Origin of the sequence: Leptospira ilyithenensis (assembly GCF_004771005.1) — a bacterium.
GTDB classification, from domain to species: domain Bacteria; phylum Spirochaetota; class Leptospiria; order Leptospirales; family Leptospiraceae; genus Leptospira_A; species Leptospira_A ilyithenensis.
This window is the reverse complement of record NZ_RQHV01000036.1, coordinates 52,459-70,245: the sequence shown is the minus strand read 5'-3', so window position 1 is coordinate 70,245 and position 17,787 is coordinate 52,459. Positions and strand designations below refer to the sequence as shown.

Here is a 17,787-nt window from a genome sequence, read left to right as displayed (position 1 = left end):
AATATCCGTTATGTCAACTAAAAAAAAGGGAACTTTTATTGTATGAAATTAAAATTTTTTCCCTTTTTTATATAACAAAAATTAGTTTATGAAATTGACAAAACTCTGTTAGTTTATCACCTTCACCGAAGATTATAAAAAAACCAGGTAACCAAATGAAAAAAATATTTACTCTGTTAGTTGTAGGGCTAACGTTTGCAAGCGGACTTCTCTCGCAAGAAAACAATAAAAAATTCTACGTTAAGGTATCTCAAAATACCGTAGATTCCGCCACTTTAAAGAACGCACTCGAAATGGAAAACAGTCTCTTTCTGAATCGATATATAGGAGGCACAACTTCATATAGAATACCTCAGACCGGCACCTTCAAGGGAACAGGCGGAGAATTCGGTTTCCTATTCAAACACAGCGGACTTTTGCAAACCAATCTCGGATTCTCCTTTGCCAGCTTGTCTTCAGGAAACCAAAAGTCGATTGATTACAGCAAGTCTTCTCTTAGCTTCGGATCAACTTCCATTCTTTCGGAGATTACCGGTGTTTCCGAATATACAAGCAACCGACTGCAAACTGCCAGAATCGAATTGGTAGAGAACGTTCAGTTCCTTCATGATTCTCAAAACCAATTCCTGAAAGGATTCGGAGCTAGGGCCGGATTTGAAATTTATGCAAATGAAGTGAAATCCACATCTCCTTATTCCTATGGAAACAGTTCGGCCACACTTTCCTCTTCTTCAGGCACTTCGACTGCGGGAGGAAATTTCTTTTCCATAACTTCCACCGAAAAATTAACATATAACGAAGCTTTTGTGAACGGAGTATTGGGCCTTGCCTATACGGTTTCAATCAATGATAAACATAAAATCGATTTGGGAGCGGATTATTTGAAAAGCTTTGCCAACAGAGGAAAATACACTTCGGAAATAATGTCCCTTTTTATTATTCCTTCCGCATCGGGAAGTGAGAGCGGATTTCCTATCACGACAAAACTCACGGGAGACGTAAAAACAGAGTTAGTCGGAAACAGACTCAGCTTCGGGTATACTTACCAAGCAACCGAATCGGTAAGCATTCGCTTTACCTATCAAACTACACATACAACTCATAGAGTGGTCGATTCTAAAGTAAAAGAACCTGGTAACTTTCTTACACTCCTTAGTAATTCCGGTAGCGCCAATATGTTACCTTTTCTGCTCGGAAGCCAGCCAGGATTCGGGCCATTTCCGGAAAACAAGGACGTAAGATCGCAGGTAGGTTTGGAAGTGGCTTATCATTTTTGATTCTTTAGAGAAAAAATAACAAAGAGCTTTTGATTTATAAAATCGAAAGCTCTTTGTTTACAAAAGGGAGCTGATTACAATTTCAAATATTCGCTCTTTAAAATCAAACTGACGTTTAACTACGCCTTATCGTCTGGCTCTGGATATTTGGTTTTTGGATTTGTGTTAATGTGGATCATAACTTGGGATCTTGGTATTTTGCAAATTACGATTTTTTTATATCCAACTCCTCTCTGGCCTTATTGGAAATATATTTAGCAACTTTCATAGTATATAAATGCAAATAATTTTTACTTTCTTAATTTAACTTATTCTATTAGCATTTAGTGATCGCTCATTTCTTTGATGCAATTATATTATAGCAAAAAAATTGACCAATTCCCATTTTGACATATGAATAACCCGATATCTGATTCTAAAATAAATTACTTCTACAATTCTCTCACAGAGAATGAATTATCGATTGTTCAAAAGCTGAAAAAGGTTGTAGCTTCTTTCGATTTACTTGAAGAGAAAATTTCCTATTCCGTTTTATATTATTTTTCAAATAGCAGAATTTGTTTTATCTGGCCTGCCTCGATTAAATCTGGACCTAAAGCAGGTGTTCAATTCGGTTTTTGTAACGGTTACCTGATTGATGATAAATACGGTGTTTTAGAAAAAGAAAACAGAAAACAAGTTTACTGCATTACCTACTTTACACCCGATCAAATTAATGAATCCATACTTACGGAATATTTATTAAACGCAGTTGCGATAGATCAAAGTATATACAAAAGAAAGAAGGCTAAATAATTCGCAACTCCAGAATGAAACGCATCGCTCTGGGATTCCTTATGTGCAATGCGGGAAATATTTATTGCTATACAAATCATCTATACGTCATTAGGTTTCAATAATGGAATTTTCAATTATAAATTCAATTAAGGGAGATTTTGCAAATTGTGAAGTTGATAACAAAATCGAATCAACTGATGAATTTTTAAATATAATAGTAAACTCACCCGAAGAAACAATTATACTCAAAAAGGACAGCTTTTCGGATCATTTCTATGATCTGAAAACTAAATTGGCCGGTGAAATGTTGCAAAAACTAGTCAATCATAAGATGAGGCTTATCATTTTAGGCGACTTTAATAATATTACGAGCAATAGCCTTCGCGACTTCATATTCGAATCCAATAGACAAGGAAAAATTATTTTCGCTGACAACTTGGATGAAGCAGTAGAATTTCTAAAATAATTTCCCTGTTTCACCCTATTCAGAAATCAAAAGATAAACTTAATTATTATAATTTCAAATATTCGCTTTTTAAAACGAAGGAGCCGTCTTTTACGATTGCATCCGTATCCGAAACACCTGTGGTGATCTCAACCCAGTTTTCGTAACTCTTTCCAAGCGCTACTTTTTTGGGAGAAAAGCTTCCGTCAGAGTTCCGAATGAATACAAAATTTTCACCTTCAATCTTATGAACCGATTCAATAGGAACCACCTTGATCTTGTTTTGTGCGTTTTCACCTACGATCCCTTTGACGACAGCAGTTACACTTTGTCCTGGACGAAGTCTTCCTTTGGAATTTCTAACTTCCAAACGAATCTCAGCCGTTTTTTTCACAGGGTCGATCACATCGGAAATATGAGAAACAATCGCCTTTAACGCATCCGCACTGGAACCGATGGGATGTACTTTTGCTTCGTTCCCTACTTTGATAAGATACAAATCTTTTTCAAAAACTTCCAAATTGATCCACAAAACGGAAAGATCGGCAACAGTGAACAAATTGTCCCTTGCATTGACAGCTTGACCGGTGATTGCTTCACGGACTGTCACCGAACCGGAAATAGGTGTTCTTATGAAAAGGTTTTTGGAATTGTATTTTCCGGCTTCCAAATTGGTAATCTCGGAATCATTCAAACCTAAATTTTCAAGGGCATTTCTACCCGTTTCCATTTCGGCCTTTACGGATTTATAATCCATAAGAGACATTTCATATTCTTTGGCAGAGGTAACTTTTCTTTCATAAAGTTCTTTGGCTCGATCGGCTTGCACTTTTAATGCCTCCAGCCTTGCCCTTGCTTTTAAATAATTCGCTTCGGTAGTTCCCAATTCCACAGATTGAATGGAAGCAAGAGGAGAACCTTTTTTTACCTGATCCCCTTCTTTTACAAGTACGGAATTGATCCTTCCGCTCACCCGCGAACCTACCTTTGCCACATTATTCATGTCATACGACACGGTTCCGGGGAGTTGAAGTTCTTCTTCCACTTCCTTTTCTTCCAAGTAAATCAGGGAAAAGGGATGGTTCTTTTGAATCTCTTCCGAAATTCTAAATTTGGATTTATCATCCGCCAAACTTTCCGTTTTTTTGGAATTTGCAATGAACTTTACATATCCGAAGTAGGAAAGACTCGCTACCAAAACTCCGATGCCGATATTACGAAATGATTTTGTTTTGTAAAAAGGTTCCATATTTTTCCTAATAATCCGAAATATCCATTTTTCCGACCGCTGCACGAAATGCTTCTAAAGCATTATAATATAAATATATAATTTCATAATAACTGCGTAAAACATTCAAATAGGTTTTTTCCGCTTCCAAAAAAGTGACCAAATTCGAAGCTCCCCTAATATACGCTAAACGGGACTTTTCCTGGACTTCTTTGTTTTTATTGACCAAATCGAAAGCTTTGTAGTCCAAAAGTTGGGACTCACGGGCCTGCAATTCTTTGATTGCGGCGGAAATCTCAGAGGTAATTTCATTTCGTTTTGCTTCTACTTCAAAACCCAATTTTTTATGAGATTCTTCGAACTTTAAAATCTCACCTTGTTTTCTGTCAAACATAGGCAAAGGAATCGTTGCATAAACACCTGTAACATTCTCATTACCCTTGTTCAAATATTCCATACCGAGAGTTAGAGTAGGAATCGCTTCTCTTTTTTTCAACTCGACGTTCATACGTTCTCTTTGTTGGCGTAGCTTTAATGCAATTAAATCGGGTCTGTTCTCAATGTCAAAATCGGAAAGATCTATCCCGAATTCTTTTGTAGAAAAAAATTCAAGCCTTCCTTTTACTTTCAAAGGGATTTGAGTGTCCGAAATTCCGATCAATATCCTTAAATTTTTAACTACTTGAGCCCGCAAAATACGCGCGTTCCGGTAGTCCCTATCGATCTGAATCCTTTCCAGAGTGAGTCTATCGTACTCCAAAAAGGAAATATCACCTTTTTCAGCTCTTAGTTTTGTCAAATCCAGTAAGTCCTGGTAGTTTTCCAAAAACTCCTTTTGAAAATTGATCTGCTCGGTAACATAAAGATAAGTCCAGAAATTCTGCCTAAGTCTCAGGCGGAAAATACGATCAAAGTCGTTAAAGCTCGCAATTGTAGCAAGGAACTCCTGTTTTGCGACTTTTTCCCTCTGAGGGATCACTCCGCTCACGTCAAACGGTTGATTGTAGATAATGGACGTTTCGGGAAGACCGGTGCCTGCGCTTGCTCGTGCACCCATAAACTGCTGTTGGGTGTTGACCACAGGATTATAATACAGGCTGGCAGTAATGATATCCCCGCGAGCCATTCCTATATTTTGTTTTTCTTTCAGATACAAAGGATTGCTACTGACTGCAAATGTTTCCAGCTCTTCCAAATTCCAGCGGGAAAGAAAATCATCTTTGCCAAATTCCTCTCCGGCAAACATGGGATTCTCCGTATTTTTTGGCTTTTGATCCTCATTTTCCTTCGGTAAAACATCTACCGAAAGAAAAACACAACTAACAAAAACCAAACGACTAAAATGTTTTTTCATACGGTAACAAACTTTTTAATATAATCTTCTATTCCGAACTGAATCACTTTCAAGGCTTCCGCGCGATCATAAACTTCGGTGATTTCCACCGTTCCGGTAGATGGGGAATTCGGATCGAGTTTGTAAGTTAAAAAATAATGATGCAGTTTGTTGATAAGAGCCTTCGGTGCGTCGCCGATATCTTTCATAAGGCCGAACACTTCATCCCCTTTCAGAACTGCGATGATTTTGTCGTCTGCTTCGCCTTTATCGATCATTCGAAGTCCGCCGATGGGTATTACAGTTAAGATCGTATTTCCATGATTGATGGGACTTGCACTTAACACGCAAATATCGACGGGATCTCCGTCTCCTTTTATGTCAGGTCTTCCCACCACTTCGGAACAATGTTTTCCCGACATATCTCCTGAATAAGTACGCGGAATAAAACCATAGAGTGTCGGTGAACGGTTGCTATATTTCTGAGGACGATCCACCCGAATGAATCCGGATGCTTTATCAATTTCATATTTGACCGGATCTTGAGGAGTCAGCTCGATAAAAACATCCAACTCATCGGGAGCTTTCGGTCCCAATTCCAATCCATGCCAAGGATGCGCTACGTAATAATTTGGCTTCATCATTTACCTTTCCTTTTTTTAGTCTGTGGTGGTTCCGGTTCATGATGACCGTGAGATTCGTCATGATCGGATTCCTCCATTTGGTATTTTTTCATTTCTTCCAGAAAATACTCATTCATCTTTTTCTCTCTTTCCGATTGTCTTCTTTCCTGTCTTTGTGCCAATTTTACCAAAAACTCGAATACGATCGGCAATAAGAATCGGGAAAGTATGGTCGCAACAAGCACTCCTCCCATTACAACTGTAGCAAGAGGTCTCTGCACTTCCGCACCCGCGCTGGATGCAATCGCCATCGGCAAAAATCCGATGATGGCCACAAGTTCGGTTGTAGCTACTGCCCGTAATGTATAGACTGCCGCTTGGACAACCGCTTTACTCGGATCTTTGGTTATTTTCAATTGATCCTTCAGAGCTGAGGCATAAACCACCCCGTTCAATACAGAGATACCCGCAGCTGCGATAAAACCTACTGCCGCAGGAATGGAAAAAGGAAGTCCTCGAAGTGCAAGAGATAGAATCCCTCCAGACAAAGACAGAGGAACAAGCATAAAAACACCTAACGCATAATAAACGCTTCCGAATGCGATAAACAGCATTCCGAAAATGATAGCTCCCGCGATCGGGATAACGAGTCCTAGTCTTGCCTTGGCGCGGGTGAAGTTTTCAAACTGTCCTCCCCAATCCACATAATAACCTTGGGGAAGGTTGTTTTCTATCGAATCGGTCGCTTTCTGAACTTCATTTACAAACCCGATCATATCCCTTCCGCGAACGTTTACTTCCACGAGGATTCTACGTTTCAATCCTTCGTGGTAAAGCGCGGCAGGACCTTCCGTCATAATGATATCCGTTACCTGTCCCAAAGGAACCGTTCCGCCAAACTGAGTCATGACGGGAACATTCTCGATGACATCAATGTCTCTCACATCTGCATCCAGTCGGACGATCAAATCAAAACGTTTGTATCCTTCATAAACTTTTCCGGCGTTGAATCCTACGCGTAAAGTCTCGATAGTAGTAAGAATTTCTTCGGCCCTGACTCCGTAGCGCGCCATATTGGAACGATTCATTTTGATTTCCAAAAGAGGAAGTCCCAAAAGCTTTTGAACCCGAAGGTCGGCCGCTCCGGGAATTCTTTTGATCTTGCCTGCGTAATTATCAGCAAGTGTTTTTAAGGTTTTGAGATCATCACCGTAAATCTTGATTACAATATCTGCCTTGGAACCGGATAATAAAGCGTTTACCCTATTTTCAATCGGTTGCGACAAACTGATATAAGTTGAAGGAACATTATTGGAGATTTCTTCCTTCATCAGTTCCATCAACTCTTCCCTGTCTTTCACAGTGACCCATTCCTTCCTGGGTTTCAGTTTCACCATGGATTCGCCTTCTTCCGATCCGATAGGTTCGGCAGCCGATTCACCTCTTCCTTGTTTGGAAACAACCGATACTACTTCCGGAAATTTCAACAAAACCTTTTCCAGCTCAAGATTCAAGTCCCGGGAATGATTGATCGCAGTGGAAGGAAGTCTCTTGATATCTACCGCAATTTCTCCTTCGTCAATCCTAGGTAAAAACTCAGAGCCCAAGGTTCCTGCAAGAACAAAGGAAAGTAAGACTAGTCCGACTCCGGTCAAAGCAAATTGTTTTTTGAATTTCATTCCGTAGGTCAGAACTTCGGAATATTTATTTTGGAATTTTTCCCAGAAAGCCGACTCATGTAAGATTGGTTTTTTATAAATCAAAGTCATGAGTGCAGGGAATGTAGTAATGGAATAAAGGAGGGCCGCGCCTAATGCAAATGCTACGGTAATCGCCATCGGACGAAACATTCGACCTTCCACCCCTTCCAGAGTCATCAAAGGAAGATAAACAAGTAATATAATTCCCACACTGAAAGCGGAAGCCCGTACTACCTTGATACAGGACTCCATAATAACGTCTTCGATCCCGTCTTCCATATCTTGGGCGGAAGTCTTCGTGATTAAAAATGTCTTTCGGATCATAAACCCGTGCAATGTGGATTCCAACATCACAATGGATCCGTCCACAAGTAACCCAAAGTCAAGTGCACCGAGTGACATCAAGTTTCCTACGATCCCGAACATATTCATTAGAATCGTAGCAATGAGCATAGAAACAGGAATCGCCATCGCCACAGCGATCGCACCTTTTACCGTTCCCAAAGTCAAAATCAAACATACAAGTACGATGATGGCAGCTTCTACCAGGTTGGTAAATACCGTAGACAGAGTTCTTCCGATAAACTCGGAACGATCGTAATAAACTTCGATTCTCATCCCTTTGGGAAGTTTGGTTTTAATCTCTTCTACTTTTAATTTTACTCTTTTTACAACTTCCAAAGAGTTGCTACCGAGTAACATCATGGCTGTTCCACTTACGACTTCGCCCTTTCCATTCCTTGTAGCAAGACCGAAACGAAGTGCGGGACCTGTTTCCACTTTTGCAATTTGACCTAGAGTCAAAGGAATCCCGTCGGAGGAAGTGCGAACAGACAGTTGGCGGATATCCTCTACGGACTTAAATTGACTTTCCCCCCGGATAACAAACTGTTCTTCCCCTTTTTGGATGTACCCGCCGCCTAAGTTGATATTGGCGCCTTCCAAAGCTTCGGTAATATGAGAGAGAGTCAGATTCATAGAAAGGAGTCGTTTGGGGTCAATTTTAATTTGAAATTGTTTTGCATCTCCCCCGACTACATTCACATCGATGATTCCCTTAACAGACCTTAGTTGGCGAGCGACTTCCCATTCCATCATGGTTCTGAGTTCTTCCGGAGTATGGGTTTCTGACACCAAAGCAATTTCATAAATATCACCGAGACCCGTTGCCACAGGCGACAATTCGGGACGTCCGTATGATTTTGGAATGAAGTTCTCCGCCTGTTTCAACCTTTCATTCACCAACTGTCTGGCAAAATAGATATCGGTTCCATCTTCAAAGATAACGGTTACTGAACTAACACCTGTTCGGGAAATAGAACGAATCTCGGTTACTCTTGGCATTCCGTTGAATTCCAATTCCACAGGATACGTGATAAACTGTTCTACTTCCAAGGGAGAAAGTCCGGGAACAGTAGTAACCGCTGATACTTGAACGTTTGTTACGTCGGGAATCGCATCAATCGACAAATGCAGAGCGTTGTACAATCCCAAAATGGTAAGAACTGCAGTGACTACGAGAACCGCCGCTCTTTTGTGAATTGAAAATTGAATGATTTTTTCTAACATGAAACCGTAGCCCCTTTAAGCATGAGTAAACTGAAATATTCTGCGGGCAGAGCTATCCACCCTACAGTGTAGCAAGAACTAGGCCAAAGTAGGCGGAGGTAGACTGATTAAGTGAAAAATAAGAGAGGTTTCCTGGATCATTTCATTTTCGGAAAAAACGAAAATTGAAATGGAACTGGAAGGTGCTTCCCAAACAGAAAAAGAACTCAAAAGCAGTAGATTCGGCGCATTTTGTTTTTTAGGAGCAAGAGAAATGACTCTGGTTGTTTCTTCCAATTCGAAGGAATGGTATTCCGTCGCTAAATCTTCCAGGGGTGCAACAAAGCGATCATCTACAATATTGAAGTTGATAAATATGGAGAGAATGAGTAGAAAAAGAGTATCTGCTATCTTTTTAAGTCGCAAAAAGGAACACCCATCTCCATGATCTCCCGTCTACCATGCGGTTCAACTGGAAAATTGGTAAAAAAGCGAACTTTTTTTTTAATTCCTAGGGAAGATGATGCGAACGAGTTGCCAAATCCATCTACCGGTTCACTCTATCCCTAAGTTATGAAAGACGAATCAATAGATACCATCATCAACGATGACATCAGCTTTCGAGGCACTCTCTCCTTCAATCAAACCCTCAAGATCAAAGGTCAGTTCAAAGGTACGATCACTTCTGCCGGAAGACTGATTATAGATGAAACCGGTGATGTGGAAGCGGACGTAGAAGTAGGTTCACTGGTTGTGCTGGGAAGTTTGAAAGGCAACGTGGATGCAAAAGAAAAAGTAGAACTTCGCAAACCGGGCAAAGTAGTCGGTGATATCAAGACTCCCGGGCTGGAAGTGGAAGCTGGATCCAAAATCATAGGCAATTGCTTAATGTAGCAAAGGTTCGGTTCGGACCAAGTCTGTCCGAAATCCGAGCTCAAGTTTCTTCTAAAAAACCTCTTCTTCGTTATCTGGTCGATGGCAGGGAAGAGTTGAAAAAAATTCCCCCTCACGAATTTCTAAATACCAGCTTTGCTTACCTTCATTCTCCTTTCTCTTTGCCGGATATAAGGGAATCGATTGAAATCATTTTAGAATATTCTAAAAATAAAAAACACATCGTTCTTTACGGAGATCGTGATGCGGACGGGGTTTCCTCTACCTCATCACTTGCCTTTTTTTTTAAATCTCATCCTTACTTTAAAGAAGTTCCCATTTCCGTTATGAATTCTTCGGAAAGCGACCCTTACGGTTTATGTGCCGAAGCGTTGGAGAAAATAAATAAGGTAGCTCCCGATCTACTCATAACACTTGATTTCGGATCTTCCCAAGCGGATGAAATCGATCAATTGACAAAAAAAGGAACCAGAGTGATCGTCTTGGACCACCACGAGATTCCCGAAAGAATTCCTGAAAAAACCTTTTTAGTGAATCCCAGACGTTTGGACTCACGTTACCCTGAGAAAAAAATCTGTACAGCTGTGCTTGCATTCAAAATCATTCAAGCCATACTATTTCGGTTGAGCGATGAGTTTGATAAGATTTATTTCAAAGAAGAAAACGGAGAAACATTCTATTTTCAGAACGGAATCAGAGTTTCCGAACACACTTCTCCGTCTTTATCGCAAATCCCTTCCCTACCGAAAGAAAATCTATTTCCCTTTCCGGAAAGACATTCCACCAAAGGGGAGTTACCCGATGATGACGAGAGATTTTTATTTTACACTCAATGTTTGAAGATCCGGGATTTTTTCGAGTCTCTGGAAGAAGAAGTGGATTTGGCAGGAATAGGAACCATTACGGACCTTATGCCTCTTGGAGGAGAAAACCGAATGATTGTAAAACTCTCCTTACAATCATTATTGACTTTCCTGGATCCGAAACTTCCCAAAAGACGTTATGGAATCAGATCGCTACTGGGACAATTGTCCCTAAACCCGAAAAACATCACTGCAAAAGACTTGGGTTGGTCAATTGGCCCGCTTCTCAATTCTGCAGGTAGAATGGGGAAAACCGAAGAGGCGGTAAATTTATTATTGTCCGAAGACCTTCCTTCGGCTGACAAAAAGGCCAAAATACTTTCCGGTATCAATGAAGAAAGAAAAGATAGAACCAAAAGGAATTTGGATCGGGCTGATCGTTATTTCAAAAGGAAAACGGAACGAACAGAGCATCCGATTGTATTTTGTTATGAACCGGATATGGAACCTGGAGTCAGTGGAATTGTCGCGACAAGAATGGTGGAAGATTTCAAAAGACCTGCAGTATTCATTGCACCGGACAACGGAGATGCAAGGGGATCCATTCGATCGTATAGCAAAGAGAATGTGATTGAACTTTTGAACCTGGTCTCGGAACATTTGATCCATTTCGGAGGCCATCCGGAGGCGGGAGGATTTTCAGTAGAACTGGACAAAATACCCGACCTGGAAAAAGCGATGTATGAAAAATCAAAACTCTGGTTAGTCGAAGAAAAAGAAGCCATAGACAAATACATTCTTGCTACGGATATCACAGTGATTCCGGAAGAGCTGAATGATAAACTTTATAAAGAATGGAAACCTTTGGAACCTTTCGGCCAGGGAAATCCCGACGTAAAAATCGCAATCAAAGGGATCAAGCCCATTCACCTAACACCTCTCAGCGGAGGAAAGCACATTCGGTTCAATATCCTGGGATCCGGTTCTATGAAATTCATCCTCTGGAACAAGGGAGACGAATTCCAAAAAGCAGTCTCGCACACTGACAAATTGGATTTGATCGGAAAACTGGAAGAAAACTATTTTATGGGAAGGTCTTCTATCCAGTTTGTAGTAGATTGGTTCGGCGAAGCCACCGCAGTCGAATAAAGCAAAAAGGCGAACTTTTTAGAAGAATTTTCCGGAAAGCCGAACTAATGTTCGACGAAAGAAGGGAATTGTGATAGAGGTTTGGGTGCGAGCCCACGAGCCACACCCCCCAACCCCTTTGAGCGCCAATAGAAGCGAAAAGTATTCGGAGAATCATCAGCGAAGCTGATCAACAGGGTGGGGGTTTTTATTACCCACGCGGCAGAAATTATGTCCCTTACAGACTCTTTCTAAGCGAATTACGAATGAACCAATACCTTGGATTCATCCACATAGACTGGTGTCCAACCGGTGTTATCTTTAAAGTAACGAACTGCCTTAATACGGAATGCGTCGTCCAGAGTGAACCAGTGGTTTGTATTTTCCGGGATAGAGATAAAGTCCCCTTTCGCCACATGGACTTCGAATTTTTCCCCATTCACAATAAACCCGAATACTCCGGATCCATCTACAATGTAACGGACTTCTTCATCGGTATGAATGTGCAATTTATCAAACTTTGCAAGGACATCCTGAATGCCAGGGATTTCATTATGCAGAACAACGAGGTCACGTGCAATGTATCCGAATTGTTTCTTCAGATCATCAAAACGATATTCCAAACCGCGCAGCAATTCTTCCTTTTCGGAATCATTCAGCGATTTTTGCCCTAAAATAGAATCCAAAGCGGAAGGCGCCGGGAAAGATTCATAAACGATTCCGTTCTTGTTCAAGAACTCTTTTACTGCTTTCGTATCTTGGATTTTTTCCGTTTTACGTAGAATTGTAGCCATATTAGCCCCCTGGGATCTGTAAAGAAAAACGACTCTATATTTAGTCCATAAAAGAAAACGAAAGAAGGAAGACAATATTTTTTCGTTATTACGAAATATTGTCTGTTATAACGAACCTTACAAGAAAAGGCCAGGTTGCAAAAACAACCATCCCACAGATACAACCAAAAGCGAAATGACAGCAACGATTCCTATCCCAGGTTGTCTTGCGATATCCGGTTCACTTGCGATCACTCCCAGTTCTGTTTTCATATAAGAGTGAATTGTAATTCTCATATAATAATAAAAAGCAACTGCCGAATTGGCGACCGCACCGAAAAGCAACACCCGATTGAATAAGGAATCAGACTCGGCAATTTTTTGTAACAAAAACAATTTGGCCCAAAAACCTGCCAAAGGGGGAAACCCTGCAAAAGACAAAAATACAAGAGATAATCCGAATGCAGTCCAAGGAAAAGTTCCGCTCAATTGAGAAAGAGAATCCAATGTGATGATTCGTTTCCCCTCTTCCAAATAAGTAATCAATGAAAAGGCAGCCAAGTTCATAATGGCATATAAAAAAAGATAATAGAGCGCTTCGAGGTTCGCACCACAGGCAATCCCTGCACAAATATATCCCGCATGGGAAATGGAAGAGTAAGCCAAGATCCGCTTTACATTCGTTTGACGAAGAGCGATCAGGTTTCCCCAGGTCATGGATAACAAAGAAATAATCCCAACCAGTATTTTCCAAACTTCTCCGTCTCCGCCGGCAGGGATATGTTGGAAAAAGACCATAAGTAATCCCATGGCAGAAGCTTTTCCTGCCGACGCCATAAAACCGGTGATAGGTGTTTGTGCGCCTTCGTAAACATCGGGAGTCCAGGAATGAAACGGAACCAGTGCTGACTTGAAAAAGATTCCGATTAAAAACAAACCGAATCCGATTTTGGAATAATTGGACTCGAATCCTTTTAAAAACAATCCACGCAGAGCTCCGTCTACATTCGTAGTTCCCGACCCACCGAACAAAAATGCAATACCCAACAGCATAAACCCGGAGCTAAATGCACCTAACAGGAAGTATTTCATCGCCGATTCCAATGCAAATACGGAATTTCTTGCCATTCCGATCAGAATATAAAGGCAAAGAGATAAAATTTCCAAACCTACAAAGATAACGATCAGATCATATCCTGATGTAAAAAACATCATCCCGGTGATGCAAAAGAGCAGGAGTGGGAAAAATTCAGGGAAAAGGGATTTGCCTTGTTCCAAAGCCTTTGGAGCAACTAGTAGTGTGGCAATACCCGCAATCAAATATATTGCGTTCAACCAAACCGTCATCGGACTCAAAGACACTTGAGATAAAAAATATTTTCCGTAACCCGGGCTTTGCGTGCTGTACCACAAAGCAAAAAGAGAAGCCAATAATCCGAAAAAAGTCAAAACCCACAAAGGAGCGATTTCATTTTTGTTCGGTAATAAAAACTGAACCACAAGTAAAAGGATCGCAGTTCCCGAGAGAATGATCGCAGGTAGAATTGCGAAAAGATCATTTATATTCGGTATGTAAGACATATTATTTCTGCCCTTCCGGAAGAGATTCTATCGGAAAATCCGATTCAATTTTCTGTTCCATTCCTTCCCATTTTTCTTCTGTTTCTATCGGTTTGGCTTCGACTCCGTTCAAAGGAAGAATCGTATGTTTGGAAACATATTTCCCCAATCTTTCTTCGAAGGATAAAAGAGGAGCACCTAATGCAACATAGTCTATAAAAACTTTTCCAATCGGTTGATTTGCAAAATCGCGGACAGGATTTGTTCTTTCTTGAATCGCTTTTACCGAAGCGGAGTTAAGATAAACACGTGCGGAAGGTTTTAAAATATCGAGAAAAGGAGCGGGATAGATTCCGATCCAAAAAATCAAAATCACAAGAGGAGAAAGGATGGCGACTTCTCTGAATGAAAGATCTTTATAAGGTTTTGCCTGAATGGTCTTACTGGTTCCGAATAAGAACCGTTTTACAAACCAAAGCAGATACAATGCTCCAAGCACAACTCCGATTGCGGCAATCCCGCCAAACAGATAATTGGCTTTTAAACTTCCAACAAGGATTAAAAATTCTCCTATGAATCCATTCGTTCCCGGAAGCCCGACGGAAGACAGAACCGCAAGTAAAAAGAAAATGGAATACATAGGCATTTGTTTGGCAAGTCCGCCAAACTCGGATATATCGCGGGTATGTGCTCTTTCGTAGATCATTCCGATCATCAGGAAAAGCATCCCCGTGGATATCCCATGGGATATCATTTGCAACATCCCGCCCACGGCACCCTCTTCCGTAAAAGAAAAAAGTCCGAGCATACAATAACCCAAATGGGAAAGGGAACTATAGGCAATGATCCGCTTGATATCCGTTTGGACGAGTGCTGCCATTGCCCCGTAGATAATTCCTATCACAGCGAGCGCCTGGAATAGGTCTTTTGACTCCAAACTGATCCCAGGAAAAAAAGGAATGCAAAAACGTATAAATCCGTAAGCACCTATCTTAAGCAGAACTCCCGCAAGGTCCACCGAACCGACAGTAGGTGCCTGGGTATGAACATCCGGCATCCATGTATGAAAAGGAAACAGCGGAATTTTAATGGAGAAAGCCATCGCAAATGTGAAAAATAAAAACCATTGCATGCTTTGTGAAAAAATAGTCAGATCCATCGTAGATAGGGATTCAATGGAGGTTTTGCCCGTTTTGAAATACAAGGTAAGAATCCCGCCTAACATAAACAAGGAACCTGCCATAGAGAATAGAAAATACTTAATGGCGGCTTTGGTTCTGTTTTCCCCGCCCCAAATTCCGATCATCATGACCATAGGAAGAACCATCAATTCCCAAAATACATAATATAAAACCAGATTTCCTGCGGCAAATACTCCGAGTACTGCGCTTTCCAATACAAGCAAACAGATATGAAATTCTTTGATCTTTATCGGGATGTTCGACCAGGAAGCAATACTTGAAATAAAAAACAAAAATGCTGTCAGAGCAAATAACAAGAGAGCTACTCCGTCAAGGCCGACGTGGTAATCAATGCTCAACCTTCCGGATACGATCCAGTCCGGAATCCAATGTACAAATTGGAGGCCGCTGTTGGATGCATCAAAGAAAAAAAACAAAACGAAAGATAAAAGAGCAGTGAATGCGGAAGAGATAGCGGATATAATCCGAACAGTCCCGATTCTGGTTTGAACCACAATCAGAAGAGAAGCGATGATCGGAATGGCGATAATGATGGAAAGAATTTGATCAGGCATCCGGTTTTACACTCCCTTCGCCAAAAGATATAGAATGATACAAAAGGAACCGAGCACGATGTAAAGTGCATAGTCACCTACAAGCCCGGTTTGGACACGCCTGAGCGCACCGCCAAACCAAGCCAGACTAAACCCGAAGGTAACAAAAAAACGATCTATGATAACACGATCGAAAAAATAACCGATTCCATTGGAAAAAAACAAAAACGGTTTCACTATGATAAAATCATAAATTTCATCAATGTAGTATTTATGAAAAAGGATCTTTCTAAAACCGGTATGTTCTTCCAAGATTTCCGATTTTTGCCACTGAAACAAGAGATAGGAAAAAATAATCCCAACCAAAGCAACGGACACTGAAAATAAAGCGAGACCCATTTCGACTTGCGGACTGAGTTCCGCTCCCTTAATGGTCGTTTGATTAACAATAGCAAGTTCCTTTCCGTATTTCAGAACCGGTTCAAAATAGGATTCCAGTTTGTGAATGTTTAAAAAGAAATGAGGAGTTTGTAAAAAACCCGTGACGATCGCTCCTATTGCCAAAACAACAAGAGGAAAAGTCATTGTGCCGGGAGATTCATGAATGGTTTTACCATGAGCTTGCGTATTGTCTTTTCCAAAGAACACAACAAATACAAGTCGGAACATATAGAATGCGGTAAAAAACGCGGCAACCACTCCGAATGTCCAGAGGATCGGTCCGTATACCGGATATACGTATGCTTTTTCCAAAATCAAATCTTTGGAAAAGAATCCGGAAAAAGGAGGAAGACCGGCAATGGCAACGGTTCCCACAAGAAAAGTCCAACTGGTGATTTTGATTTTGGAAAAAAGACCGCCCATCTTACGAATGTTTTGTTCATGATGGAGAGCATGAATCACGGAACCTGCTCCGAGAAATAACAATGCCTTGAAAAAAGCATGAGTCATCAAATGAAAAAGTCCTGCCACATAACTTCCCACACCCATAGCAAGGAACATAAAGCCTAACTGGGATACGGTGGAATAAGCCAAAATCTTTTTGATATCATTTTGTAAAACACCGATTGTCGCAGCAAATAAGGCGGTAAAAGCACCGATGCATGCGATAAAAAACGAAGTCTCGGGCGCGATTAAAAATACAAAATTCAATCTTGCGATGAGAAAAATTCCCGCAGTCACCATTGTTGCCGCGTGAATGAGAGCGGATACTGGAGTCGGACCCGCCATCGCATCGGGAAGCCAGACGTAAAGAGGAACTTGTGCCGATTTCCCCATTGCGGCAATAAAGAAAAACAAAGCTATGAGATTGGCATAATTCACAAATCCGGGCAGTCCGGGAATCGTTGCTTGCAAGTCCGCATAACGAACGCTACCTACAATCCAAAAAAGAAATCCCGTGCCCAGGATAAAACCCACATCCCCGATCCGGTTCAAAATGAACGCTTTCATTCCTGCAGCGGCAGCCGAACTTTTTTCAAATTCGAACCCGATAAGCAGATAAGAACAAAGCCCTACTCCTTCCCATCCCAAAAAAGTCAGAACAAGATTGTCAGATAAAACCAAATTCAACATGGAAAAAATAAATAAATTCAAGTAAGCAAAAAAGCGGTTGTATCCATGATCACCTTTCATGTAACCCATGGAATAAAGATGAATCAAAGTCCCTATCCCGGTAATGATCAAAGTCATGTAAAGAGAAAGTTGATCTACCTGATACCCTACATCCGCCTGAAAATTGCCCACGTGTATCCAGGAAAAAACATGAATTAGGTGGGGAGCGGTTCTTTCCATGGGACGGAACTGATAAAAAGAAACAAGCGTGACCAAAAAGGATAAAAATACGGCGAACGTTGCAACGATCCCCGCAAATCTGTGAGGAACTTTATTGCGAAGCAAAGCATTGTGTAAAAAACCAAGCAAAGGGAATAAAACGACTAAAGGGAATAAATCTAACATCTGT

General features: G+C 40.9%; 14 protein-coding genes. 5 read left to right on the top strand and 9 right to left on the bottom strand.

Going from position 1 to position 17,787, the window contains the following annotated elements:
• The first annotated feature begins 155 nt into the window (after nt 1-155).
• From EHS11_RS05125 to EHS11_RS05115, 3 genes are all read left to right on the top strand, one after another.
• Nucleotides 156-1,277, top strand: a complete 1,122-nt coding sequence (locus tag EHS11_RS05125) for a hypothetical protein (protein ID WP_135763339.1) — start codon at nt 156-158, stop codon at nt 1,275-1,277.
• Between the two features lie 393 nt (nt 1,278-1,670).
• Complete coding sequence (locus EHS11_RS05120) at nt 1,671-2,072, top strand: DUF1801 domain-containing protein (protein ID WP_135763338.1); 402 nt, start codon at nt 1,671-1,673, stop codon at nt 2,070-2,072.
• Nucleotides 2,073-2,175: 103 nt separating this feature from the next.
• Entirely contained in the window at nt 2,176-2,520 is a 345-nt protein-coding gene (locus EHS11_RS05115) for a DUF4180 domain-containing protein (protein WP_135763337.1), read from the top strand.
• A gap of 46 nt (nt 2,521-2,566) precedes the next feature.
• Here the strand turns inward: EHS11_RS05115 and EHS11_RS05110 are convergent, their stop codons facing one another.
• The 5 genes from EHS11_RS05110 to EHS11_RS05090 all read right to left on the bottom strand — a co-directional run bounded on the left by EHS11_RS05110 (nt 2,567) and on the right by EHS11_RS05090 (nt 9,357).
• On the bottom strand, nt 2,567-3,748 hold the full coding sequence (locus EHS11_RS05110; RefSeq protein ID WP_135763336.1) for an efflux RND transporter periplasmic adaptor subunit: 1,182 nt from the start codon (nt 3,746-3,748) through the stop codon (nt 2,567-2,569).
• Nucleotides 3,749-3,755: 7 nt separating this feature from the next.
• Nucleotides 3,756-5,081 carry a TolC family protein gene (locus EHS11_RS05105; RefSeq protein ID WP_135763335.1) on the bottom strand — a complete coding sequence of 442 codons (1,326 nt, stop codon included), beginning with the start codon at nt 5,079-5,081 and terminating at the stop codon, nt 3,756-3,758.
• Nucleotides 5,078-5,704 (bottom strand): inorganic pyrophosphatase, encoded by a 627-nt coding sequence (locus tag EHS11_RS05100; RefSeq protein WP_246047608.1) that lies wholly within the window; start codon nt 5,702-5,704, stop codon nt 5,078-5,080. Before EHS11_RS05100 ends, EHS11_RS05105 begins: the two co-directional genes overlap by 4 nt.
• Complete coding sequence (locus EHS11_RS05095; protein WP_135763334.1) at nt 5,701-8,952, bottom strand: efflux RND transporter permease subunit; 3,252 nt, start codon at nt 8,950-8,952, stop codon at nt 5,701-5,703. The genes EHS11_RS05100 and EHS11_RS05095 overlap by 4 nt, the downstream gene beginning before the upstream one ends.
• A gap of 78 nt (nt 8,953-9,030) precedes the next feature.
• Nucleotides 9,031-9,357 (bottom strand): hypothetical protein, encoded by a 327-nt coding sequence (locus tag EHS11_RS05090; protein WP_135763333.1) that lies wholly within the window; start codon nt 9,355-9,357, stop codon nt 9,031-9,033.
• 147 nt (nt 9,358-9,504) lie between these two features.
• Between EHS11_RS05090 and EHS11_RS05085 the strand changes: the two genes are divergently transcribed.
• Together EHS11_RS05085 and recJ are read left to right on the top strand one after the other, a co-directional pair.
• The gene (locus EHS11_RS05085) at nt 9,505-9,825 is read left to right on the top strand and encodes a bactofilin family protein (protein WP_109018760.1); all 321 of its coding nucleotides are present in this window, start codon (nt 9,505-9,507) and stop codon (nt 9,823-9,825) included.
• The gene (gene recJ / locus EHS11_RS05080) at nt 9,813-11,777 is read left to right on the top strand and encodes a single-stranded-DNA-specific exonuclease RecJ (protein ID WP_135763332.1); all 1,965 of its coding nucleotides are present in this window, start codon (nt 9,813-9,815) and stop codon (nt 11,775-11,777) included. Before EHS11_RS05085 ends, recJ begins: the two co-directional genes overlap by 13 nt.
• Before the next feature lie 239 nt (nt 11,778-12,016).
• Here the strand turns inward: recJ and EHS11_RS05075 are convergent, their stop codons facing one another.
• From EHS11_RS05075 to nuoL, 4 genes are all read right to left on the bottom strand, one after another.
• Nucleotides 12,017-12,550 carry a cupin domain-containing protein gene (locus tag EHS11_RS05075; RefSeq protein ID WP_135763331.1) on the bottom strand — a complete coding sequence of 178 codons (534 nt, stop codon included), beginning with the start codon at nt 12,548-12,550 and terminating at the stop codon, nt 12,017-12,019.
• 117 nt (nt 12,551-12,667) lie between these two features.
• A complete protein-coding gene (locus EHS11_RS05070) occupies nt 12,668-14,110 on the bottom strand; it encodes an NADH-quinone oxidoreductase subunit N (protein WP_135763330.1) in 1,443 nt (480 codons plus the stop codon).
• A gap of 1 nt (nt 14,111) precedes the next feature.
• Complete coding sequence (locus EHS11_RS05065) at nt 14,112-15,845, bottom strand: complex I subunit 4 family protein (protein WP_135763329.1); 1,734 nt, start codon at nt 15,843-15,845, stop codon at nt 14,112-14,114.
• A gap of 6 nt (nt 15,846-15,851) precedes the next feature.
• On the bottom strand, nt 15,852-17,783 hold the full coding sequence (gene nuoL, locus EHS11_RS05060) for an NADH-quinone oxidoreductase subunit L (protein ID WP_135763328.1): 1,932 nt from the start codon (nt 17,781-17,783) through the stop codon (nt 15,852-15,854).
• Between the last annotated feature and the right edge of the window lie 4 nt (nt 17,784-17,787).